The 24,920-nt window shown below is 52.4% G+C and carries 16 protein-coding genes and 2 rRNA genes; 7 read left to right on the top strand and 11 right to left on the bottom strand.

Going from position 1 to position 24,920, the window contains the following annotated elements; genetic code table 11:
- Positions 1–98: 98 nt before the first annotated feature.
- Positions 99–941 carry a hypothetical protein gene (locus BM485_13785; GenBank protein ID OKY74330.1) on the bottom strand — a complete coding sequence of 281 codons (843 nt, stop codon included), beginning with the start codon at positions 939–941 and terminating at the stop codon, positions 99–101.
- Between the two features lie 710 nt (positions 942–1,651).
- Between BM485_13785 and BM485_13780 the strand changes: the two genes are divergently transcribed.
- The 7 genes from BM485_13780 to BM485_13750 all read left to right on the top strand — a co-directional run bounded on the left by BM485_13780 (position 1,652) and on the right by BM485_13750 (position 13,587).
- Complete coding sequence (locus BM485_13780; GenBank protein ID OKY74329.1) at positions 1,652–2,812, top strand: hypothetical protein; 1,161 nt, start codon at positions 1,652–1,654, stop codon at positions 2,810–2,812.
- Positions 2,813–2,830: 18 nt separating this feature from the next.
- Positions 2,831–4,903 carry a hypothetical protein gene (locus BM485_13775; protein OKY74328.1) on the top strand — a complete coding sequence of 691 codons (2,073 nt, stop codon included), beginning with the start codon at positions 2,831–2,833 and terminating at the stop codon, positions 4,901–4,903.
- An 84-nt stretch (positions 4,904–4,987) separates the two neighbouring features.
- Positions 4,988–6,058, top strand: a complete 1,071-nt coding sequence (locus BM485_13770; protein OKY74327.1) for a hypothetical protein — start codon at positions 4,988–4,990, stop codon at positions 6,056–6,058.
- Positions 6,059–6,125: 67 nt separating this feature from the next.
- Positions 6,126–7,196: a hypothetical protein gene (locus BM485_13765; GenBank protein ID OKY74326.1), complete on the top strand. Its 1,071-nt coding sequence runs from the start codon at positions 6,126–6,128 to the stop codon at positions 7,194–7,196.
- Positions 7,197–7,207: 11 nt separating this feature from the next.
- Complete coding sequence (locus BM485_13760) at positions 7,208–8,953, top strand: hypothetical protein (protein OKY74325.1); 1,746 nt, start codon at positions 7,208–7,210, stop codon at positions 8,951–8,953.
- A gap of 330 nt (positions 8,954–9,283) precedes the next feature.
- Positions 9,284–11,449, top strand: coding sequence for a hypothetical protein (locus tag BM485_13755; protein OKY74324.1), 2,166 nt, complete (start codon positions 9,284–9,286; stop codon positions 11,447–11,449).
- Positions 11,450–11,469: 20 nt separating this feature from the next.
- Positions 11,470–13,587 (top strand): hypothetical protein, encoded by a 2,118-nt coding sequence (locus BM485_13750; GenBank protein ID OKY74323.1) that lies wholly within the window; start codon positions 11,470–11,472, stop codon positions 13,585–13,587.
- A gap of 110 nt (positions 13,588–13,697) precedes the next feature.
- Here BM485_13750 and BM485_13745 read toward each other — a convergent pair whose 3' ends face one another.
- The 10 genes from BM485_13745 to BM485_13700 form a co-directional block, all read right to left on the bottom strand.
- A complete protein-coding gene (locus BM485_13745; GenBank protein OKY74416.1) occupies positions 13,698–14,438 on the bottom strand; it encodes a hypothetical protein in 741 nt (246 codons plus the stop codon).
- Between the two features lie 91 nt (positions 14,439–14,529).
- Entirely contained in the window at positions 14,530–15,960 is a 1,431-nt protein-coding gene (locus tag BM485_13740) for a DNA-binding response regulator (protein OKY74322.1), read from the bottom strand.
- Between the two features lie 200 nt (positions 15,961–16,160).
- On the bottom strand, positions 16,161–17,975 hold the full coding sequence (locus tag BM485_13735; protein ID OKY74321.1) for a hypothetical protein: 1,815 nt from the start codon (positions 17,973–17,975) through the stop codon (positions 16,161–16,163).
- A gap of 582 nt (positions 17,976–18,557) precedes the next feature.
- Positions 18,558–19,769, bottom strand: coding sequence for a tyrosine--tRNA ligase (locus tag BM485_13730; protein OKY74415.1), 1,212 nt, complete (start codon positions 19,767–19,769; stop codon positions 18,558–18,560).
- Between the two features lie 45 nt (positions 19,770–19,814).
- Positions 19,815–21,374, bottom strand: coding sequence for a ribonuclease Y (locus BM485_13725; GenBank protein ID OKY74320.1), 1,560 nt, complete (start codon positions 21,372–21,374; stop codon positions 19,815–19,817).
- Positions 21,375–22,122: 748 nt separating this feature from the next.
- On the bottom strand, positions 22,123–22,410 hold the full coding sequence (locus BM485_13720; GenBank protein ID OKY74319.1) for a cell division protein ZapA: 288 nt from the start codon (positions 22,408–22,410) through the stop codon (positions 22,123–22,125).
- A 111-nt stretch (positions 22,411–22,521) separates the two neighbouring features.
- The gene (locus BM485_13715) at positions 22,522–22,839 is read right to left on the bottom strand and encodes a hypothetical protein (protein OKY74318.1); all 318 of its coding nucleotides are present in this window, start codon (positions 22,837–22,839) and stop codon (positions 22,522–22,524) included.
- A gap of 76 nt (positions 22,840–22,915) precedes the next feature.
- On the bottom strand, positions 22,916–23,956 hold the full coding sequence (locus BM485_13710; protein ID OKY74317.1) for a hypothetical protein: 1,041 nt from the start codon (positions 23,954–23,956) through the stop codon (positions 22,916–22,918).
- Positions 23,957–24,085: 129 nt separating this feature from the next.
- Positions 24,086–24,202: ribosomal RNA gene (gene rrf, locus BM485_13705) — 5S ribosomal RNA — on the bottom strand.
- A 154-nt stretch (positions 24,203–24,356) separates the two neighbouring features.
- Positions 24,357–24,920: ribosomal RNA gene (locus tag BM485_13700) — 23S ribosomal RNA — on the bottom strand; the annotation flags it as partial.

The raw sequence follows: 24,920 nt of genomic DNA, 5'->3' as shown, positions 1-24,920 counted from the left end.
TGTCTCGCGAGGAACCTTCACGGTCCACAGCCAAGGTCGACAATAAAAAAAGGGGCCGTTTGGCCCCTTTTTTTATTGCGATACGACGGAAATGCTTCTTATTTCACATGACAGGTCAAGCAGAATTTACTTTCGCGGTCAGACTTCCAGAGGAAGGTCTCACCGGTGTTCTGGGTGTTATGCACGTCATGGCAGGTAACGCATTCCATCATCTCGCCGGCATAAAGCAGGGAGCGGATGGTGGTGCCGTTGGCGCCGATAACGGTGTCGGGATCGGCGATCTCATCGTCAACGGTTACAACGTCAAGGTAGCTGAAACCGATGGGATGATGGTTGGTCAGGTTGCCGCCGCCGCCGATCATGAACTGGTCGGCGATGGTTGCGACGCCGTGTTTCTGGGAATTAGCGCGCTGCGGATCACGGCCGTACTCGTTAACCGCCACGGAACCGTCATGGCAGGAAAGGCAAAGACGGGAAACCGATCCGGGATTGCCCAGGGTGCCGCGTCCGTTAAACAGATGGCGATCGGCAAACTGAGCGGGATCGGCATCAACACCAACTCCGGCCAGACCTGACTCGGCAGGCCCGTCACCGAAATCACTTTCATACAGATTGTAGAACTGGGTGGTGACCCCATGGTTCCACAGGGGCAGATAAGCGATACCGGCGGAATCAGCTTCCTGCATGGCATGGTGAGGTGCATGGCAGTAAATACAGATACGGTCCAGGGTATCGGTCTGACCATAGAGACCGCCGACGCCGGTGGCGGTGCTCAGGTCATGTTTTGAACCGACAATACCGGTACCGGCCGGAGCATTCATTGAACCGGTGGTTGAGTTCTGCGCCTGAACAGCACCAACCGCCACGAGACCGAATGCTGCAGCTATAAGAATACTTTTCTTCATCATCTTTTTTTCCTCCTGACTTGCGACATTTGTCATTTTTGACAGTAGTCACCTTTTTTTATTTCGTTGTCCTCGATTAGGACAACGTCCCATGAATTTCCCCAAATTCCATGAGCGCGTTACAAGTATGATCACGATATGATCATCTTCTGTCTTTCGTATGTGCACAGGCCATGCCAACAAGAGCCAAGACGTATTCTTTCAAACTTTTCCTCTTCAATTCAGCATGTTACGAAACAAAGCATCCTTTCTTCGGGATTCCATTTCTCCGCTGCCGCGACCCGATCGGGCCATATGCCCCACCCACTGCGCTTTTCCCCCCAATTGCCGGGTGGTTTGCCCTGGATTTTCCCGGGCGAAAAAAAATCTTGCCCAATTTGCCGCATATCCCGTATTACTGAGGAACCGTTACGAGATGCCTTTTGTCTTCTAAAATTATTCCGTCACCACTCCGTGTACCGCTCCAGTCGTTCGGCGGTTCATGTTTTTCATTGACGGCAGCCGCTCTTTCGGCCTCCGTGCAATAGCGGTTGACGGTTTATGGTTTCCGGTTTACGTTTTACGGAATTATTTTTGCATGAATGAGACGGAAATCCACGTACCGTCATGCTGGTAATTTCGCGATGCACGGATGACGGAAAACAACGCAAAGGCATTTCCCCTGTTGTCATTCCGGAATCAGAGGCGGGAAATTTCCGGATTTGCAGCCGTTTCTCAAATTAACTCGTAGACAAAAGGTGGTGTTGATGAACAAGGTAAAAGACTTTCTCCGCAACACGCTGCTTCTTTCCTTTCTCGGCGTCGTACTCCTGCTTGCCGGTTGCGTCACCACACCCAAACCGGCGGAACGGGAGGCCGACGTTTTTTTCCCCGACCCTCCGGCCCCTCCCCGGCTGCAATACCTCACCAGCTACACATCATCCAGCGACGTGGTATCCGAGTCGAGCGCCTTTGACACATTTCTCACCGGCGAGCAACAGCAGGGCCACCAGCTCGTCAAGCCCTACGGTGTTGCCGTCAGCAACGGCAAGATTTATGTCTGCGATTCCCAGTCCACCCTGGTTGTTTTCGACGTCAAGAACAAAAAATTCCACCAGATGGAGGGGGCAAAAGGGCTCGGCAAGGTTGTGCAGCCGCTTAATATTTCCCTGGATGAAGAGGGGAACAGATTTGTCGCCGACACGGTGCGCGGCGAGGTCTTGATGTATGACAAGAATGATTTTTTCGTGAAAAGTTTCGGCGTTCCCGGCCAATGGAAGCCGGTTGATGCCGTTCCTTACCAGGGCCTGCTGTATGTGGTTGACTCCAAGGATCGGGAAATCAAGGTCTTTGATATCAAATCAACGGAAAAGATCACCGCCTTCGGCCGGGGCAACAAGCCGGAGGAAAACCTGGGTCTTCCCACCGGCATCGCCATCGGCCCGGATGAACTGCTGTATATCAGTGACTCCGGCCGTTTTCAGATCGTGGTCTACGATCGTGACGGACACCAAAGAAGCGCCATCGGCAGACCCGGCGCCAACCTTGGTCATTTCGCCCGGCCGCGCGGGGTCGCGGTCGACCGCAAGGGCCGCGTTTTTGTCGTGGACGCAGCTTTTGAAAATGTGCAGATTTTTCGCGCGGACGGCCAGCTGCTCCTCTTCTTCGGCGGCTCCGGCACCAGACCGGGCAATCTTTTTCTGCCCGCCGATGTCTTTATCGACTATGACAACATCGACTACTTCCGCCACTATGCCGACCCGAATTTCGAAATTGAATCACTGGTGTTTGTCACCAGTCAGTTCGGTGACCGCTTGGTGAACGTTTACGCCTTCGGCAAGGAAAAAGGAAGAAACTATCCAAGCGAAGAGGAACTGGTCGAAAAGGCGGAAGAAAAGCTGAAGCTCTGGCAGCAACAAGGCAAATAAGACGACCACGCTGCGCTGATGCGACGACGAGTTTTCAAAAAACAGGGGAAAACGGGCCTGCCGTTTTTCCTTCCGGCGGTTCTTGCCGTCTGTCTGCTGCCGGACGGCCGCGCCTTGGCCGCGGCAAAACAGTTTGTGCCCAAATACGAAGAATTTCAAGCTGATTTCGGCATCCAGGGAATCTACGAGCGCGACCGGATCAGCGGGGACAACAATAGAACAAGTCAGGACTTTCTCATGCAGGAAGGGATTTCGACCAAAGGCTACGGTTATATCTACAGTCCGCTTTTCGTCAGCCTGGAGACCTCCGTCGGCCTCGGCCTGCAGCAGGAAAATATCGACAACAACGGAAAAACGGAAAGCTACTACGACGGCAATGCCACCCAGTTCAAACAACGATTCAAGATCCTGCCCGCCCACCCGTATAATCTTGAGCTTTATTTCCTGCGCGCAACCCCGATGACCGGCGGAAATGCCGGGGAAAGCGGCTCAACCGTTTTTTACGAACACGGCGCCAGGGCCCTCTATGACGAACGCCCCTGGTCGTCCGCGCTGACATACACCAACCGGGAAACGACGGCCTCATCGTCATCGGAGCATGAAAACATCCTCTACAGTCTCAGTTATTACCTCTCCGACCTGAGCGCCAACGGCACATACGGCCACACCACCAGCTCCCGTTATGACGGGCAGAGCGATACGGTCCGCGACCAGTATAACCTTGGGTTCACCAAAAACTTCGAAAAGATTCGCTTCTACAGCAACTGGACCCTGGACGAGGAGGATGAAAGCGAATCATTCATCAATGAAGCAGAAAATGAATTCGAGACACAACAGGAACAGCTCTTTTCCGAATTGCAATTCGATCTGCCGCACAATTTCGACTCGACCATCTCCTATAACAAAAGCAGCATGGAGTCGAACTTCAACCGGGATGAAAACAGGTCGGCCACTTCCACCGAATCGGACCGGTACAATTTCAGGCTCCATCACCGTCTGTTCAAAAGCCTTTCCTCCTCCCTTGCCGCCGGATACCAGACCACTGATGCCACCGGCGGCGAAATGGAGCAGGAAAATTACCGCCTTGGTTTTGATTATGCAAAAAAAATCCCCTGGGGGTCCGTTCTCGCCGGGGTGTGGAACGGGCTTGCCTACGCGGACAACCAGGGGGCGCCCACCATCCTGTTCGAGGTCCATTCCATTGATGCGGCAAAGCAATTTTTCACCATCAATTACCAACCGCAGACCATTACCCGGGACTCCATCCAGGTCTATATCATCGATCATAACGATAATAACCTGCAACTTCTTTTGAACGAAGGCATCCACTACCGCATCGAATGGATCGGCGCCTATTACAGGGTCACGATCATGCCGGAATCCCTTGATGAACTGGAAAACCCGGTGGGAAACACCTGGGATTACCAATACAGGGTGGATTACTCCTTTGTCGCGGCTGATTATGAACTGGAAAGCAAAAGCTGGGGTTCCTCCCTGCAGCTCCCCCTGTTCGGCAACCTGATCACCCCGCATTATTCCTATATCCAGAACGACCAGACGGTACTGGACGGCTATTATCCTGGCGAACCGGCCCATTCCAAAGCCCACAGTCTCGGCATCGGTTTCGAAAAATCGCCCTTCAGGGGGGATATAACCCAAAACTGGCTTCGCTCCAATGTCACCGACGAAGACCGGCTTACCACCTATGTGGGCTACAGCAGAGACATCACCACCTCGACCACGGGATTTCTTTCCCTTTCCTTTGAGGACGTCCAAACCACCCAGTTCGACGTCCTCGGTCAGGAGCCGTCAAACAGTTTTTCGGAACAGTTTTACACCGCCCAGGCCCAACTGCAGACGGTGCTGCCGGAGAAAAATCTGAATGCCTCCCTCAGCGGCAACTACACGCTCTACCAAGGGCTGGGAGAATCAACCATTCTTTCATTTTTTTCCTCCCTTGTCTGGCATGTGGGCAAGCTTGACCTGAACCTCTCCGCTTCCTATACGACGTCGGACTCGGCCATTGCCGACAGCGACACCACCCGGTCCTACACCCAGGTGCGATTTATGATTAAACGAAAACTTCTGTAAAAAAATAATGGTCAGGAGTCAGGAATCCGGAGTCAAAATAAACCTCTCGCACCAGAAAATCGATACTTCAAAAAAGGACAAATAATGAAACGCATCTTCACCAAAAAATTTCTTCTTATGACCTCCATCACGGCCGGATTGCTGCTGGCGACCCCCTCTCTCTCGCCTGCCTTCAAGGGCATGGGCGCGCCGGAGGGCGGATCGGGCATGACTTCTCCCCATGGCGGAGAGTCTGACACCCTGGACCCGGCTCTCATGGGCCACCAGGGCAACACCAACATCATTGTCGCCAATGTCAACGGCCGGGAAATCACCATGGGGGAACTGATGCAGTCCATCATGACCCTCATGACGCGGGGCGGCTACGGCGGACGGGAGATGTCCGCCGAAATGAGCCGCAAGCTCCGCTATGATGCCCTGCAGGAACTGGCCATGGAAGAACTTGCCTACCAAAAAGGCATATCCCTCGGCATCACGGCCGATCCGGCGGCAGTGCAGAAACATCTTGATGCGAAAATCAGCGCCGCCGGGGGCCGGGAATCCTTTGACAAATCGCTGGCGGAACAAAAAAAGACGATTGCTGATGTCACAAACGAAATCAGCCGCTTCCTTGTCGTCAGAGAGGCCATCAACCAGGACGTTTACCGAAAAGCAATGGTCAGCCCGGAGGAGGTGGACAAGGTCTACAATGCCAATAAGGCCCAGTTCACCGCTCCGGAACAGGTGACCATCACCGACGTCATCTTTTTTCTTGATCCCAACGACCCTGCCGCCGTCAAAAAGGTGGAAGAAACAGCAAAAAAAATTACCGAGGAACACAACAATACTCCCAGCGGGCTCGCACCCGACGGCTTTGTTGTGGAAAGCGGAGTCAGCGTTTCTCCCCAGGACAGAGCAGGGCTCTATGAAGCGGCCAGAAAAATGCAACCCGGCACCCTGTCCGGCCCCCTTGTCATTGACGGCACTCTCCATTTGATCAAACTTGACCATTACCAACCTGCCGTGGAAACCCCGGCGGATCAGGCCAAGTCGGCAATCTCCGCGCAACTGAAACGGAACAAACGCCAGGAAATGCTGACGGAATGGCGCAATAATCTGGTGAAAAGCGCGGATATCAAAATTACCCATGAACTCTTGAAGGATGAAGGGAAATGAGAAGTTGACGAATGAAGTGCCTAAAGATCAACGAAAGGCACGTCAACCGTAAACCGCAAACCATACCATGATGAAACAAAGCCCACTCTCTTTCGTATCTTTTTTTCTCTTCGCGCTCCTTATCTCCGGAATCCTGGCCGGTTGCGCCGCCGTCGAATGGCAGCCGGTCACCGTGAAAAGTGGAGATGAGATCCGCTGGCCACCGGGTGCGGACGGCAAGGTTCGCTATGTCGGAGAAATAAGGGAGTTTGAACCGACAGGCAGATCGCTGGCCACCATTCTTGTCGGGAAAAGCCCGGCTGGAAAAATACTCCGGCCCGTTGCGGTGACAATCGGACCGGACGACCGCATGGCCATCGCCGACCAGGAACGCCAGGGAGTTCACCTGTTCATTCCGGCACTGAAAGAATACAAAATGATCGTCATGGCCGGGGAACGGCAACGACTTGAGTCACCGGTGGGAGTCGCTTTTGATGATGCGGGCAATCTCTATGTCACCGACTCGCAGATCAATAAAATTGTCATTTACGACGCCAGCGGCAATCATCTCAAGTCGATTTCCGAGGCAGCCGGCAACCCACTGGGACGCCCCACCGGCATTACCTTCAACCCACTCGATAAACGCATTTACGTTTCCGACACCCTGACTCACCGGATCCTGGTTTTCAGTCGTCTGGGCGAATTCATTACCGCAGTCGGCTCGCGGGGAGAGAAAACAGGATTTCTTAATTTCCCCACCCACCTGGGTTCCGACCCGTCCGGGAACATTTACGTCAGCGACTCCATGAATTTCCGCGCCCAGATCCACAATCCCGACAACGGTACCTGGAGCGCTTTCGGTCGGCACGGCAACGGCTCGGGAGACTTCGCCAGCCCAAAGGGAATCGGCGCCGATGCCAACGGCTTTATCTATGTGGCTGAAACACTTTTCGATACTATCCAGATCTTTGACCGTCAGGGCACCTATCTGCTCGCCATCGGCTCACAGGGAAACGGCCCCGGTCAGTTCTGGATGCCTTCCGGGCTTTTCGTCGATACAGTCGCCAACCTGCTTTACGTCTGTGACACCTATAACCGGCGTATTCAAATTTTTGAACTCCTGACAGGGCCGCAAGCCCGGAAAGAGCCCAGCAAATGAGGTGCGGTGCAATGAAACAGGTCAGCCCCTTTGCCATTCTTCTTTTATACCAGCTTCTCACGGGAACCGCGAACGCGGGGATGAGCATCGTCGATTCCAAGCACAATCTGTCCGTTACCGGACCGGGAGAGATTCGCGCGCTCACCGAGGATCGCATCTGCATTTTCTGTCATACCCCCCACAACGCCGCCCCCTATACCCCGCTGTGGAACAGGAACCTGCAACCGACAAACTATACCCTTTACGAAAGCAGCACCTTAAGCGCCGCTCCCCAGCAGCCGGCGGGTCCGACCCGCCTCTGCCTCAGCTGCCACGACGGCACCATTGCCCTGGGCAATGTTCTGCAGCCGGCGGAAGGCATTCAGATGAATATGGAACTCACCGCCCGACGCAGCAATCTCGGCACCAATATCTCCAACGATCATCCCGTTTCCTTCAACTATTACGAAGCGCTTCCCAATCCGGAGCTGTCGCCGATTATCCCGCCGGGCCTGCGCACTTACGGAACCGGCAATATCCATTGCACAACCTGTCACGATCCGCACGATGACACCTTTGGCAAATTTCTTGTCATGGGTAATCAATATTCCGCCCTCTGCACCACCTGCCATACCAATATTACCGGCTGGAGCGGATCAAGCCATGCCACATCGTCGAAAACATGGATGAAAGGTGAAATGGCAATTCCCCGCACCGTCGCGGAACACGCCTGCGCAAGCTGCCATACACCCCACGGGGCCGGAGGGGCAAAGCGACTGCTGCACCAGCTTGAGGAAGAAAAAAACTGCTACCCCTGTCATGACGGAACAGTGGCGAGTCTGGACATCAAATCCCAGTTCACCAAGATGTCCCATCATCCGATTGAGGCAACCACCATCGATATCACGGGAAACGCCCATGATCCGGCGGAAGATCTGACCTTTCTGCAGGGCCATGTGGAATGCGTTGACTGCCACAATCCGCATGCCGTCAACAGCGATCAGGCCGTGGTTCCCAATGCCTCGGGTCGGTTGACCGGGGTTGCCGGCAAGGATAAAAATACGGTTGTCATCGATCCGCTGGTTTATGAATACGAGCTCTGCTTCAAATGCCATGGCGACTCCAGCAACTCCATCCCCCTTATCACCCGCTGGCTCAACGAAAACAACACCATTAATGAATTTTCTCCCTCCAACCCTTCGTATCACCCGGTTGTCGCCATCGGCCGCAACCCGGACATGCCGAGTTTGCCCAGCACCCATGAACCGGAACTGACCGCCTCCAGCATGATACGCTGCATCGACTGCCATGACGGCAATGACTCCGCCGCCATCGGCGGAAGCGGGCCACGCGGCCCCCATGGCTCAATTTACCGGCCGATTCTCCGGCAGCGCTATGACACCTTTGACGGACAGCCGGAAAGTGAAACCGCGTATGCCCTTTGTTACCGCTGTCACGACCGCACCAAACTGCTCGACGACCAGGGTTTTTACAATGCCAGCGATTACAATGCAGACGGTGAACCACGCGACGCCGGTCACAGGGGACACGTGGTTAAGCACGGGGCGCCCTGTTCCGCCTGCCATGACCCGCACGGGGTGCAAAATGACGGCAACGGCGACCATACCCATCTGATCAACTTCGATGCGGCCATTGTTTCCCCCTATGGGACGAATACAACACCGATTTTTGACGATCTCGGCACCCGTTCCGGCAGGTGCGCCCTTCTCTGTCATGGGATCAGCCATGACGGCGGCCCGACATACACCTATCCCTAAGTTTCTCATTGACGGGTGACGGTTTGCAGCAAAGGAGAGAATTTCACTTCCCGAAACTGTAAACCGTCAACCCCTTTACAACAGGGTGAAATACCCTGCTATTGGGCCATATAGCCCCATTTCTGTGCAAATCCCCCAGCAACCGCCATCTGCCCCCATTTGACTTTGTTTTTTTTATTTCATCAAATCAGCAATTTACCAAAATTACCTCCCACAACCTAACAAAACGGCACGTTTTTTGCGGCATTACATTATGACTTTTTGCCTAACAACCCGGAAGAACCAAAACTTTTTCCGGAGTCAAATCAAAATTGGGGGGGGAAGGGAAAAGTGAAGAAAAAGAAAATTGCAACAACCTGCTTATTGGCCGGCTTTGCGTTCGTGGCGACGCCTGTTGTTGCCATGGGAGCGTGCATGGACTGCCACGAAACCACCGGTTGCCGGACACCGACTAAACCGCAGGGCACCTGTGCAAGTTGCCATCTCGGCGCGGGGGATGTCAATGATTTCCAGATGAACTTCATCGCCGCAGTCATCGACACGGTCGACTGGCAGACAAACGGTCACGGCGGGACCGCCATCGGCAATGCCTGCGACTATTGCCACAAGACCGATATCCGGCACGGAGACCCGGCCAATCCTTTCAGGCTGGCCAACACCGGCACCGCGGGTGCCGACGGACAGAACAGCGTCTGCCTCGTCTGCCATGCCGGAAACGCACCCGGTTATGATCCTGATGGAAGTGAAACAAATTTCTTTGCAATCACCTCGGTGGTGAAAATCGACAAAAATCACGCGGGTGGGCGCCATAACGAGCTGAGCGACGGCGGCTCCTTCTGCTGGGACTGCCATGACCCGCATGGCGACACCAATATCGCCATGATCCACGACGCAGTGTCAAAAGAGTCAGACGGCGAGTTCGGCATTCCGGTGAGCACCGTTGCCGTTTCTTTCACCGCCAACGCCACCGGAACAGATTATGCGAGATCAACAGCCCCCTTTGATGGAGTCTGCCAGGTCTGCCACACATCCACAAACCATTACACCGCCGCATTCGGCGACGGCCATAATGCATCGTACAGTTGCGTGCTCTGCCATGAACACAAGGACGGTTTCAGGCCGAACTGCATTGCCTGCCATGGATACCCCCCTGTGGTCGATGCCCCGCAAGCGGAAGACGGACTTGTCGTGATCCCGGCATTGACCGGCTCCACAAGTGCCGGTGCCCATGGGATCCATGCCGATCCAAGCGGTTACGGTTACTCCTGTTACACCTGTCATTACGGCGGCATGCCGGACAGCCCGATCTCCGACGATTACCGTATCCAAATGGGCTTTGACGTGCGCGGCTTTTCCGGTTCAGGCTCCATCTATAACGGACAAACCCTGGCCGGCCCATACACATATCAGGGAACAAACGGAACAACCATCGCGGCCGGAACCGCTACCACCTGTGAAAACTTTTATTGCCACAGCAACGGTACCGCGGTTGCGACAAGCTTTGCCGACCCGACAACCTATCCCGGCCCCCATCAGAGCTCCCCGGCCTGGGACGGCTCAACGAACTGCTCATCCTGTCATGACTACGGCCCGGCATACCCTGCCGGATCTCCGAAGGCGAACAGACATGCCCGCCACCTCCAGTTGTTCGACAGTTCTCTCAATCTCGATGCCAACCCGTGCCATGTCTGCCATTTTACAACAACCACGGACGGATCGACGATTACCAATAAAGGAAACCATGTGAACCGGGAGTACAACGTTGTCCCGGACACCAACGTCATATACCGGCAGAACAGCGGAACCCTGATTCCGGTTAATTTCACCTACACCTTTGACCCGGCCGGCGGTACCTGCTCCAATATTACCTGCCACCGGGGCTTGATGTCGGAAACCATCTCCTGGGGTTCAAGCTCACCGATCAGCGCCAATGCCTCTTACACCGCCGGCTTGGTCTGCGGCGATATCACGCTGACCCTCACCGCCTCTTCCGGCACCGCGCCATACACCTATTTTATCGACTGGGAAAGCGACGGGATCTTTGACTATACGGGGCCGGACCGGATCCAGACCCACACCTATCTCGACACCGCAACCTCGAAAACAATCACCTCCTATGTGAGGGACGCCTCGGGCCGCAGGTCGAACAACCTGACAACAACGGTAAGTTTCACCAGCAGCCCGAATATCCTGCCGACGGTCGCGGTAACCGCTTCCGTCAACGGCTTCACGGTCACCCTGACGGATCAGTCCTATGACCCCGACTATGCGGCCTGCGGCCATTCCGGTTCGGGACAGGCGATCATCGACTGGGGTCCCGGAGGCTTTGTCACCTACCCCTTCAATCCGCCTCTTGCCGATACGCCTTCCGGCCAGCAGTTCAGTTACACCTACAGCAGCCCGGGGACCTACTATATCCGCTACGGCGTATATGACAATGTCATCACCTACCCGGAGTTCCATGCCAACATTCCCGTAACTGTTCCGCAAAACTGATCTGAAGGAGAAAACATACAATGAAAAAGATCATAATAAACAGCCTGCTGGTGTTGGGAACAGTAACGCTGCCGCAAATTGCCCATGCCAATGCCGCCCCGCACTGGCTTTCCCATGAAATCGACTGTATTGACTGCCACCAAAATCACATGGACCCCCCGACGGACTGCGGCTTTTGCCACAACAACAGCAGCGGGGGAAACTATTCGAAAACCAGCGCGCCCGCCATGCTTACCCACTCCAGCGCCGTCATGCAAAGCGAAAAATACGGAGTCTGGCAACGATCATGCGTTGACTGTCATAATCCCCATGTGTCGGACCAGTGCGCCACCCCGCTTGTCTCGGGCACATTCAGCGGCTACACCTCCGGAGGCGGCACCACCACCTTTACCATAAACAGCTTGACCGTAAACGATCCCGCCTGGCAAGATCCCGTCGCCTGGAACGCCAAAACCGGAGCGGAGCGAGGGCTGCTTTTCATGAGTGAAGGATTGACGTGGGAAAATGAACAGGGAGAATATGTTGATTTTTCTTCGGAAATCCTTGCCGCCGACGCGACGAGTATCACCGTGCAGGGAGAAATCAGTCACATCGGCACCGTGCGTGATTTCAAAATCCTTTACGGCCAGTATATCAAGCCGACAATTGGCGCGTTGCCCGTCATTTTTCCCGGGCCGTCCGGTTTCGCCCATGATGAAACGGGCACGGGAAATGATGCCAGCCCCACCGGCATCTGCCAGGTCTGCCATACCCAGACCAAATATTGGCGCAACGACGGCAGCCGGGCAAACCACTTCAACGGTGAATCCTGCGTTACCTGCCACGAGCACGAACTCGGTTTCCGTCCGAGCTGTAACGCCTGCCATGGATTTCCCCCAATTGTCGACGGTGTGCAGCAGGACGGGCTGATCTGGAATCCGGAACCCACCGGCGCAACAAGCGCCGGCGCACATGCAACCCATGCGGTGGACAACGGCATTTCCTGTGAAACCTGCCATTACGACGGAATGCCGGCAACTCCCATTGTTGATGACTACAGGCTGCAGATCGGCTTTGACATTGCCGGTCAAAATACGGCGGGCAACGCCTACGACGGCAAAACCCTGAACCCGGCATACAGCTATGAGGGCACCAACGGCACGTCGATAACAACGGGAGGTTCCATGAGTTGCGTGGTTTACTGCCACAGTGACGGCACCTCGGTGTCCACGGGAGAGCTCGCCAATCAGCCGTCTCCGTCCTGGACAACCGGCAGCACGGACTGCGCCTCCTGCCACAGTTACCCGCCGGCCTATGCCCAGGATCAACCCAAATCAAACAGTCATCAGCGCCACATCATGGCCGGATTTACCTGCAAAATCTGTCATTACGGCACCACCACCGACAACACAGCCATTGCCCCCACCGGCAATCACGGCAACGGCTGGTATGATGTCATCGGTGCTCCGACCTTTTTCGCCAACGGCCAGGATCGCCTGCTCAATCTTGTCTATGAATATGACGCCGGAGGCGGAACCTGCTCCACCAACTCCTGTCACGCCTACTATGGTTTCAACACCCCGATCCGCTGGGGTAATTTCTACCTCTACGCCTCCCCGTCCATCACCCAGGGAGATGAATCAAACGAAGTCAACTTCCAGGTGAACGTCACCGACTGCGGGACACCCCCCTGCAATCTTCCCTACACCTGCACCTTTGACTGGGGCGACGGCTCCGTCGATGAATCCGGCAACTGCGCCACCAGCCACATTTATCCGGCACCCGGCACCTATCAGGTCACCTGGAATGTCTGGGACGCCAAGAATCATTCCATGAATGAGGACAAAATAAATTCCGTAACCGCCAAGGAAATTATAGACACGGGCGAGGTGACGCTGGGAGCGACGGTCGATCAGGCAACACGAACCGCCACCGTAACGGTGCCGCCGACGACCACAACCGGAGTCCCGCTGGCCAGGGTCTATTTTTACTGGGGAGACAGGAAAACAACGATCCTCGATGCCCCGATAATCCCGACTTCTCACCAGTATGCCCGATCCGGCACCTATTACATCAAGGTCGTGGCTTACGACCAGAACTACAACAATTACACCTATACCTATCTTGAGGAACCTTCGCTCAAGGTTGTAATCCCCTGAAACAACAAGGGGGGCTTCCTTTTTTTGGAAGCCCCCCCTTGCATCAACGCATATTGACGTGTTCCGGGACGGTTGATGAAATCGTTCCAGTCCGAGTGAAAAAAAACGGATCAGGGAGAAGACACCCTGATTTCAAACATCCTGTCCCAATATTTCCCCGTGACAAAAACCCTCTCGCCCTCCGGGTCATAGGCAATGCCGTTCAGTACGCTGTCTTCCCCCGGGGGGGCGGACGAATCGACAAGCTCCGTCAGGTCAATCCAGCCGATCACCCGGCCGCTCGCCGGATGAATGCGGGCAATCTTTTTTTCCTTCCAGATGTTCGCCCATATCTCACCCTTGACATATTCCAGTTCATTGAGACGGACAATTTCCCTGCCTTGCTCAGTGACGTGAATTTTCTTTTCCAGGTCGAAGGATTCCGGATGAAGATAGGTCAGCATTGCGCTGCCGTCACTCATGATCAGGGAATGCCCGTCATGGGTGATACCCCAGCCTTCCGTTGGATAGGCAAAAGAACGTTGCAATTGCAAATTCTTCTTGTCCCAGACAAATCCCCGGCGGGATTTCCAGGTGAGCTGAATGATCCGGTCCTGAAAGACGGTGATTCCTTCCCCGAAAAAATAAGGCGGCAGCCGCCTGATTCCATTAATCTTGCCGTCAATGGAGCGGCGGCATAAGATGGATTGCCCATACCGGCCCGTTCCTTCGTAAAGCATCCCCTCGTCATAGGCAAGTCCCTGGGTAAAAAAAGACGGGTCATGGGAATAAACCGCCACCACCTGATAACGCGAAGAAGGAGCCGCGAACTTTCCATTTTTCACCGTCTGGGCAGACAAGGGAGAACACATTAAACAAAAAGCGAGGAAACCGGCAAGAAAGACGCACGTCCGGCGCAGGGAAAGGAGGGAAGCAACACGAAAAATGGCGGAAAAATACCCGTTATTCATCCCGGCCAATGGACTGAAGGCCGAATTTTTTAATACGGTAACGCAGGGTATCACGTGACATGCGCAAGCAATGAGCCGCCTTGGTTTGATTGCCGTTAAAACGGTCCAGGGCCTGCTCAATAAGCGTCTTTTCCACCTCCTCGATGGAGATGCCGCCGGGAGGAAGGGTAATATAACCATCCTCACCCACGGCCGGCGCCCCATTGACGGGAGAGGGTTTCAGCCCATCCGATTGAGCGTGGGCACATTCCCTGATCTGCTGATTAAAAAACTCGTGCGTAATAACGGTGCCCGGCTCAAGCATCATGGCGCGTTCCATGGCATTCCGCATTTCCCGTACATTACCGGGCCACTCATAACGCTGAAGACAGGCAAGGGCCTCAGGCGTAATACCGTCGACCGCCCGGCCATACTCTTCGTTTAATCTGCCGATAAAATAATTTGCCAGGGAAGGAATATCCTCTTTCCGCTCGCGCAATGGGGCAAGGGGAATATTCATCACATTAAGTCGAAAAAAAAGATCGCCGCGGAACTGGTTATCCTTTACCATGCCGGGCAGATCCTGGTTGGTTGCGGCAATGATGCGGACGTCGACATCCCTGTCCTTGGCCCCCCCGAGCCGGCGAAATTGTTTGGAATCAATGACCTTGAGAATTTTTGCCTGCATCTGCAGGGGCATATCGCCAATTTCATCGAGAAAAACCGTTCCCCCGGCAGCCGACTCGAAAATGCCCTTGTGGCTTGCCGACGCATCGGTATAGGCACCGCGTTCATGGCCGAAAAGTTCATTTTCCAGCAGATTTTCGGGAATGGCCGCGCAGTTGATTTCGATAAAGGGTGACTGGGAACGGGCACTGTGATAATGAATGGCCCGGGCCACCAGTTGCTTTCCCGTGCCCGACTCGCCAAGAATGAGAACGATCTTGGCATCGGTTTCGGCGCACACCTTGATCATCTTAAACACCTCGATCATCTTCGGTGAATTGCCGATCAGATTGTCATAATCATATTTTTTACGGATTTCCCGTCTGAAATAATCAACCTCGGTGCGCAGTTGCCGTTTCTCAAAGGCCTTCTCGACAATATGGCGGATATTGTCCACATCAAAGGGTTTGCCGATATAATCGTCCGCCCCGCGCTTTAAGGCATTGACCGCTGAATCGGCATCAGCATAGGCGGTGATCATAATAACGACAACATCTTCCTCCAGTGCCTTGAATTCACCGAGCAGATCAACGCCGTTGGCGTCGGGAAGACGAACATCCAGCAAGACCATTTCCGGAATAAAATCATGAAACTTTTTCCTGGCTTCCGCGCCGCTCATGGCGGTTTCCACGACAAAACCCGCGCCGCTCAACATCTGGCTCAACGACCAGCAGACCAACTTTTCATCATCAACCACAAGTATGCGATGTTCTATCATAATCTCACTTTTTACAAGTTGCATTCCGTCGGGCCTTTCAGGTAGATGTGCGGCAAGAGGCGCCGATTTATAGCTTCATCGGCGAATTTCAAAATCCCGAAAAAGACTTTTGTTACCTTCGAATTGGAAAACATCAACATGTGCACAACTTACCGACAGGACGAAACAGTTCTGTTCGATCGACGGAGAACGAAAGAAAATCAGATGCTTTTTTGGGCAAATTCGCCCGCCTCTCCACCCCGGGCAACCGGCAGACAAACAATAAATGTCGATCCGACCCCCGGCTCACTCTCAACAAAAATAGTCCCGCCATGCTGCTCAAGGATCCGCTGGGAAATAGACAAACCGAGTCCGGTACCGGTACTTTTTGTTGTATGGAAAGGGTTGAAAATGGATTCCATTGATGTCGGATCTATCCCCTTGCCGCTGTCCTGCACCGCAACCCGCACATGTTTGCCATTGAGGTAATGACACACCGGACTCGCACACGATTTCACCGCACCCCCGCCATCATGTCCACAACTATGAAATGTCAGGGTGCCGCCCGGCGCCATGGCATCGATGGCATTCAACACGATGTTGAGAAAAACCTGTTGCAACTGTCCCTCATCTCCCTGAGCCATGGGAAGATCAGCATCCAGGGCCCGCACCACCTTTATTTTCTTATCTTCCAACTGCGAGGCCGAAAGAAAAAGAACTTTATCAATAATCTTATCAAGCTCGACCTCGGCAAACTGGGATTGGCCCGGACGGGCGAACTGCAGAAGATTGTTGATAAAATTGTCCAGACGTTTCACCTGACTCTGCACTTCATTAAAAATGAGATGATTCGTGTCGCCTTCCTTGAAGTTACGGGCCAGGATCTGCATGGCGCCGGAGATACCGGCAAGGGGATTTTTTATCTCATGGGCAACACCCGCCGCCATTTCACCCAGAGATGCCAGTTTGTCAACCCGGGCAAGATCCTGCTCCAATACTTTTTTTGCCGTGATGTCGCGGAAAATACAACTGAGACCGGTGACCGTATCGGTGCTGTCCGCAATAACCGAGAAACAGACCTCGGCAGGAAAGATTTCACCGCTTTTCTTTTTCATCGGCACTTCGGAAAGATGTCCCATGGTGCTGTCCATTTCATCTGCGGCATCAAGGAAAAGACATTTCTTGCCATCCATGGGCGAAAGAAAATCATCAAGCTGGCGGGAGAGCATTTCCTCCTTACGATAACCGAGGATGATCTCGGCGGCCCGATTGACATCGGTAATTCTCATGAATTGATCAACCGTAATCAAGCCGCTGCGAAGATTCTGGATGATGCTTTCGTAAAAACTTTTCAGATACTCGATCTCGGCAAGCTGGCGGGCAATCTTCCGCAGCATCTCTTTTTGCTTCAATGCCCGGCCGACGGCAAGGGCCGCATGGCTGGTTATTGCGGCGGAAAGCCTGATCTCATCGTATGTGACCGGCTTCTGACTGATGACTTTATCCGCCAGAACATAACCGTAAAAATCATTATCATCGCATATGGGAAGGATAAGAAAGGAGTTCACTTCTCCCATCAGATAATGGACGGTTTTATCATGGGTGTCCAGGTTCATGACCGAAAAATGACGAAATCGCGAATACTGATTGGGATCAACATCCGGCATGGCATTATCGGGCAGACAGAGATTGACGCGTTGTCTTCTGTTGAGATGATTCCTGCCTCGGTAGTCATCGCGCAGTATGCCGCAGGCGCGGGGGGGCTGGGGGGAGTTCTCCTCCTTCAAGTCTGAAAAGCCGACGACATTCAGCGGCTCCCTGTCGGTAAAGACCCTTCGCAACAAGCCGTTCACCTGCTGGAAATCAACCTGGAAAGGGCGTCTGCCGACATCCTGGAACCCGTAAAAAACCTGGGTCTGAAGACTTTTCCCCCGATCATCAAGACGCAGAACGAGGACACGTTCCAAATCGGTGCAGCTGACAATATCTTCCACGAGATAATCCATAAGAACCATGACCTCGTCGGAACGCCCCATTCTCCTGGCACTTCGATATAGCGATCGCAGATCAGAAACGACTCTTTCCACAAGTTTCCCTCATCAATAATTGCAGACTTACCCAAAGCAAGAAAAATATCTTCTTGATACTATGAACTTACCTATTTTCCCAGATAAAGCAATTAGAGAATGAGGTTTCGCAAACAACGAGTCCCCCGCCTGACGGCGCATAATCACTTTCTCATATTGCCGAAAAAACTAAGCTGCCGACCTTTGCATGCAAACGCAAGGTGGGAAACGAAATGTATTCATTTCGTGCGTCACTATAAACTGCAAAAAACATACCTCCCAAAAAACAATCCAGCAAAACTGAAATTCTCATTCCCCCGGACGATAAAACAACTGATCCGCACGAAAACAAAAAATCAACTTCCTGTTTCTATTGAGTAATTTTATTGACTGGATTGCATTGCGTGAGGGGAAAAATAGAAAGAGAAAAAAGACTCGCCGACAACGGGAAAAGATGAAAAAAACAGCTGGGGCATATCCCCGCAAAAAAAACACACGGCGCATCCGTGACTGGGTCAAATAACCCAGTCACGGATAAAAAGGAGGGGGGTGTCAAACAAATTTTATCCGACAGAAACGACGTTTTCCGACCTTGAGAAGCACGGCAGCGGAGGACTGCACCTTGGTTTCAACATCCGTAACCTTTTCACCATCGACCGTAACCGCACCCTGGGCAATCATCCTGCGTCCTTCCCCGGTGCCGGAAACCATCCCGGCTATGGTCAGCAAACGAGGAAGCCAGATGGCAGGTTCATCGGCAGCAACTTCCAGCTCGGCAATGTCCTCGGGCAGGTCATGTTTTTTGAAAATACGCTCAAAATTCTCCTCGGCGCGCAGCGAGGATTCCGCGCCATAAAAACGGGCGGTTAGTTCACGGGCCAATTTTTTCTTTACATCCTTCGGGTGCATGGCGCCGGCATCCATGTCCGACTTCAGTGAGGCGATCTGCTCGGTTGTCAAATCGCTGAGCAGATCGTAATAACGAAACATCAGTTCATCGGAGACGGACAGAATCTTGCCGTAAATATCATCCGCCGTGTCCGTTATGCCGATATAATTGCCCAGGGACTTGCTCATCTTATTGACCCCGTCGAGGCCTTCCAGCAGGGGCATGGTAATAACCACCTGGGGCTCCTGTCCCCACGCGCGTTGCAAATCCCTGCCCATGAGAACATTGAATAGCTGATCCGTGCCGCCAAGCTCCACATCCGCCTTCATGGCCACGGAATCATACCCCTGGATCAGCGGATAAAGAAACTCATGAATGCTGATCGGCCGCTGATTTTCGAACCTTTCGCGAAAATCCTCCCGCTCGAGCATGCGGGCAACGGTGAGATGGGAGGCCAGCTTGACGAAATCATAGGACGTCATCTTCCCCAGCCATTGGCTGTTGAACATGACCGTGGTTTTTTCCGGGTCAAGAATTTTAAAAATCTGCTCTTTGTACGTTTCAGCGTTGCGCGCCACATCGTCCTGGGTGAGAGGCTTGCGGGTCTCGGATTTGCCGGTGGGATCGCCTATCATGCCGGTGAAATCACCGATGAGAAACATGACGTTGTGCCCCAGATCCTGAAAATGCTTTAATTTCTGGATCAGCACGGTATGGCCGAGATGCAGGTCCGGAGCGGTAGGATCAAATCCCGCCTTCACCCGCAGGGGAACTCCCGTTTCCTGGGATTTTTTCAGTTTCCTGACGAGATCGTCACGGGAAATGACATCAACCGCACCGCGCTCAATGAGCGCCACCTGTTCTTCTATGCTCATTTTCATGCTGACTTCCGACTCCTGAATTCTAACTTCACTCAAACATCATTTCGCATATTCAACGGATCGCATTTCCCTGATCACGGTCACCCGTATCTGGCCGGGATAGGTCAATTCCTTCTCGATTTTACGCGCGATGTCACGGCTCATCATCACCGCGTCGGGATCGGAAACATTCTCGCTGTTGACCACAATGCGAATTTCACGTCCGGCCTGTATGGCATAGGACTTTTCCACCCCCGGGAACGACTGGGCGATATTCTCCAGATCCTCCAACCGCTTGACATAGGTTTCCAGCATTTCCTTGCGCGCACCGGGCCGGGCACCGGAAAGGGCGTCCGCTGACTGAACAAGAACATCAAGAATGCTTTCAGGCGGGACATCCTCATGATGGGCCGCGATGGCATGGACAACCTCGCTGGATTCACCATATTTTTTTGCCAACTCGGCGCCGATGCTGGCATGTGATCCTTCAATTTCATGATCAACGGCTTTGCCGATATCATGCAGCAAACCGGCTCTTTTCGCCTGCTTGACGTTGATCCCAAGCTCAGAGGCCATGACGCCGCAGAGGAAAGCCACCTCCAGGGAATGCTGCAGGACATTCTGGCCATAACTGGTTCGGTATTTCAAGCGACCAAGCAGCATGATAAGCTCGAGATGAACGCCATGAGCGCCGACATCAAAGGTTGCCTGCTCGCCGGCCTCCCGCATCGTCACTTCAAGTTCCTTGCCGACCTTTTCGACGATTTCCTCAATCCTGGCCGGATGAATGCGACCATCGGTAATAAGTCTCTCCAGGGATTGGCGGGCAATCTCGCGACGAACCGGATTGAAGCCGGAAAGAATAACCGCTTCCGGCGTGTCGTCAATAATCACATCAATTCCGGTTGCTGCCTCGATGGCCCGGATATTCCTTCCCTCGCGGCCGATTATTCGCCCTTTCATTTCATCATTGGGCAAGGGCACGACTGAAACGGTTTTTTCAGCCACATACTCTCCGGCATAACGGGCAATTGCCAAGGCAAGAATGTTTTTCGCCTTTCGGTCAGCCTGTATCTTCATCTCATTTTCGATACGGACGATACCCTTGGCCGCCTCCATCCGGGCTTCACTCTCAATGCTGTCCGTCAGCAGCTTCTTCGCTTCGTCGCGGGAAATACCGGAAATTTTCTCCAACTGCGCCCGTTGTTCTTCGACGAGTGAATCAATTTCCCGACGCCGATTATTAATTTTTGCTTCCTCGGAAGCCAGTGACTTTTCCCGATTAAGAAGATCGATTTCCCTTTTATCCAGCAGATCAATTTTCCTTTCAATCTGTTCGGATTTTTGGGTCAAGCGTTTTTCTTCGGATAAAACAGCGGACTTGAGTTCTTTAATCTCCTGCTCTGCGGTCAGTTTAAGCTGATACTCTTCGTCCTTGGCATGCAGCAATGCCTCTTTTTTTATCTTTTCCGCCTCGAGCAAGGCATTTTCAATAAGTTTTTTCCCTTGTTCTTCAACATTCTGCCGTTTAACGCCAAGCAGCTTCTTGTGAAGAATGAATCCTGCGATAGTGCCGCCGGCCAAAGCCAATACAACAATGATTATTTGGGGAAGAGTCACGGAGTCAACCTCCTGATAAGTTTAAAAAAAACAAAAGCAGGATCGGTCACTCGGAAGGGGGGGAGCGCAGCAATGAAAATATCAGGAAGGAAGGAGATGTTGGATAAGAAAACATCTTATCCAACTGATGCCCTAGTCATCAGAAACAGGTAGCTGTCGGCCCCAACAGAAAGAGCTGCAGTGCAAAAGGAAAGATTTGCCTGAGACATCGTGTTGGTATCACAAATGTATATAAACCTGTCAACACAGGAGTAACGTGGCTTTTAGCGTAAGCACTATTCGTCAAAAACAAGGGGAGCATCTCCCGGTAATCGCCTGCAATCATTACTGATACCCGCCACAGAGACGAAGGAACCAGCTTGTTTATATGTTGCTTAATTATGGTTTGCATGAAAAAATCTTTTTCATGCAATCAAGGGGCGCAATCATCAAGATTGTATTCAAGTATCAGCAATTCCATGCCTGCTAATTATCCACGGAAATGTAGCTGATCCGGAAAACTTTATTAAAGGCACCCTTTATATCAACTGCCATGTGACAGATTATTCACGAAAGCCCCCCGCCATAACCGTGTGCACAGCGACATCGAACCTAACAAGTTAGGTGGGACAAGGCTCGTAATCCACGCAAGTTCTTCCACCGGAGCGGAGCATCTTTTATGGATCAGCGGAGAGTCCCTTGATGTTCGTGTTGGCTCAACTATACTGTACATCACGCGTAAGGCAGGGGAATTTTTATTTTTTTTATCTTACTTAAATTCCAGCGTATTATCAATCTTAGTTTTCATCAAGTCAGCGGTTTGACCAACCATCTGTTTATAGGTGTCAAATTCCCTCTTGAGCTTCACATATTTGCCGGCCATGTTCAAACTGGTAAGAATAGCCAGCTTATTGGCGGGCAACGTGGAAGCTGATTTTGCATACGCCTCAAGCTGGTTCTTGACAAGGTCAAGAATTTCCCTGACATCTTCTTCAGTTGCATCAGTGTGTAACGAATATTCCTGGCCGAGCACTTCAAATTTTACTAATCTTTGCAAAACGGCACCTGCAAAATAAATTCGTCAATGTCAAGGAGCAAACAGAACGCACAATTTTGTCCGTTTTCTGATTGTTACCAAAATAAAGAACGAGAGGCAACAGGTTTATAATCAGGCTTCCATGGAAAAAAGGTGCGCAATCGATTCGGACTTTGCTTTCTGGGGATTTTCAGGTGATTCTTTTTTTTCTTCGCTCACCAGACCCTTTTCCCAGTCCTGAATCGTACTGAGAATACCGGAGACCCGTTTTGAGACGTCATGCTTTTCGTTTTGCAGACGGCCGAGCTGCTCATCCAGCTCCTTGATCTGACAATCTCTATCACTGATGGTCTGGAGAAGATCGGCCTTCTCTTTTTTTAATTGATTGTAATTTGCCAACAAATCCTCAACAACCTCGGCTAAACGGATCAAATCTTCATTCTGTTCCATAGCAACTCAACCTCCTGTATACTATTAAGCATCATTTGCAATGTGTCATGAACGCGACAACAACGACAAATCTCAACTAAATAAAACAAGCCTCATCCAATTTTCCACAAATACGACTGTGCGGCGCGAGAATCGTGTTTTCTGCCACGGTGACGCCGTGGATGTAACAACCGGCACCAAGAACAACATTGTCACCGATACGACAGTCAATCAGACAACTGCCGGGGCCAATGCGGCAATTTTCTCCTATCACGGTTTCGCCCTTCACATAAACTCCCGGATCAATTACCGTATCCCTGCCGATTGTTGCTGCCGCGCCGATTGTTACAGTGGCGGGAAGAACGAGGGTGACACCTGCGGACATGAATTTCTCGTTTACTTTGTTCTGTATAAATTGATGCGCCCTGGCAAGTTCCATGCGCGAATTGACGCCTAAAGTCTCGTCGGCACACAAACAGAGGAAGCTCGTTGTATCATAACCGGCGGAATGAGCCTTGGCAACAATATCAGTGAGATAGACTTCGCCCTGCTTGTTATTGCTGCCGACTCCCTTCAACGTATGAAGGAGAAATGAAACATCAACGCAATAAATACCCGCATTAATTTTTTTAATTTTTCGCTGTTCAGGAGTTGCATCTTTCTCCTCAACGATGGCGACAACGTGTCCCTGCGCATCCTCAATAATTCTGCCGTAATGGGTAGGATCGTCGACAATGGTGGTCATAACGGACAGAACAGACCGGCGCTGGAGATGCTGATGGAGCATCCGCCGTAACGTATCAGCTCCAATCAGCGGCGTATCCCCGCACAAAATCATGACAACACCGCCGGACCGGGCGAGTTCCGCTTCAGCGGCAAGCACCGCATGACCTGTACCGAGCTGTTCCTGCTGGCGAGCAAAAATCACATTATACCCTGCGCAAGCCGCCTCAACCTGCTCGGCCTGATGACCGGTAACAACGATAATTGTACCGAAATCAAGAGAAGATACAGCATCAATCACGTGGTGAATCATGGGCCGGAAATGCACTTCATGGAGAACCTTGGCCATGGTGGACTTCATCCTGGTTCCCTTGCCGGCTGCTAGTATCAATGCACTCAAAGGCTGACTTTCCATTCGCTTTCCTGAAGAGAAATTTTAACGGCTAACAATCGATTAACCACAAAGGAAAAAATTACACAAAGGAAAATCGAAAAAAAAAGGCCCGAATGATCGGATAAGGATCATACGGGCCTAAAAGAAAGAATTCGGCAGCGACCTACTCTCCCACCAAGTCTCCCTGGCAGTACCATCGGCGCTGAGAAGCTTAACTTCCGTGTTCGAAATGGGAACGGGTGTATCCTTCTCGCAATGGCCACCGAAAAAATCAATACCTCGGCTGGTGTGTTAGCCGAGAAAAAAAGTGTTCAAACGTGTAGCGTTCAAACGTTTGATCGTTGGAACGTTTTATATATAAAAACTGTGACAATCGAACAGGTTTTTAATTATTAGTAGACACTGTGAGTCTTTAAGAAAAAATATGGTCAAGCCGCACGGCCTATTAGTATCAGTTAGCTCCATGTGTTGCCACACTTCCACACCTGACCTATCAACGTTGTGGTCTCCAACGAGCCTTCAGGTGGCTTACGCCACGGGATATCTCATCTTGAAGTGGGCTTCCCGCTTAGATGCTTTCAGCGGTTATCCCTTCCGAACATAGCTACCCAGCTATGCCGCTGGCGCGACAACTGGAACACCAGAGGTTCGTCCATTCCGGTCCTCTCGTACTAGGAACAGATCTCCTCAAATATCCTACGCCCGCAACAGATAAGGACCAAACTGTCTCACGACGTTTTAAACCCAGCTCACGTACCGCTTTAATTGGCGAACAGCCAAACCCTTGGGACCTGCTCCAGCCCCAGGATGCGATGAGCCGACATCGAGGTGCCAAACCGCGCCGTCGATGTGAACTCTTGGGCGCGATAAGCCTGTTATCCCCGGCGTACCTTTTATCCGTTGAGCGACGGCCCTTCCATACAGAAGCACCGGATCACTAAGACCTGCTTTCGCACCTGCTCGACCTGTTTGTCTTGCAGTCAAG

The organism is Desulfobulbaceae bacterium DB1 (genome assembly GCA_001914235.1).
In the GTDB taxonomy this organism is placed as follows: domain Bacteria; phylum Desulfobacterota; class Desulfobulbia; order Desulfobulbales; family SURF-16; genus DB1.
This window is presented reverse-complemented; position numbering and strand designations above follow the sequence as displayed.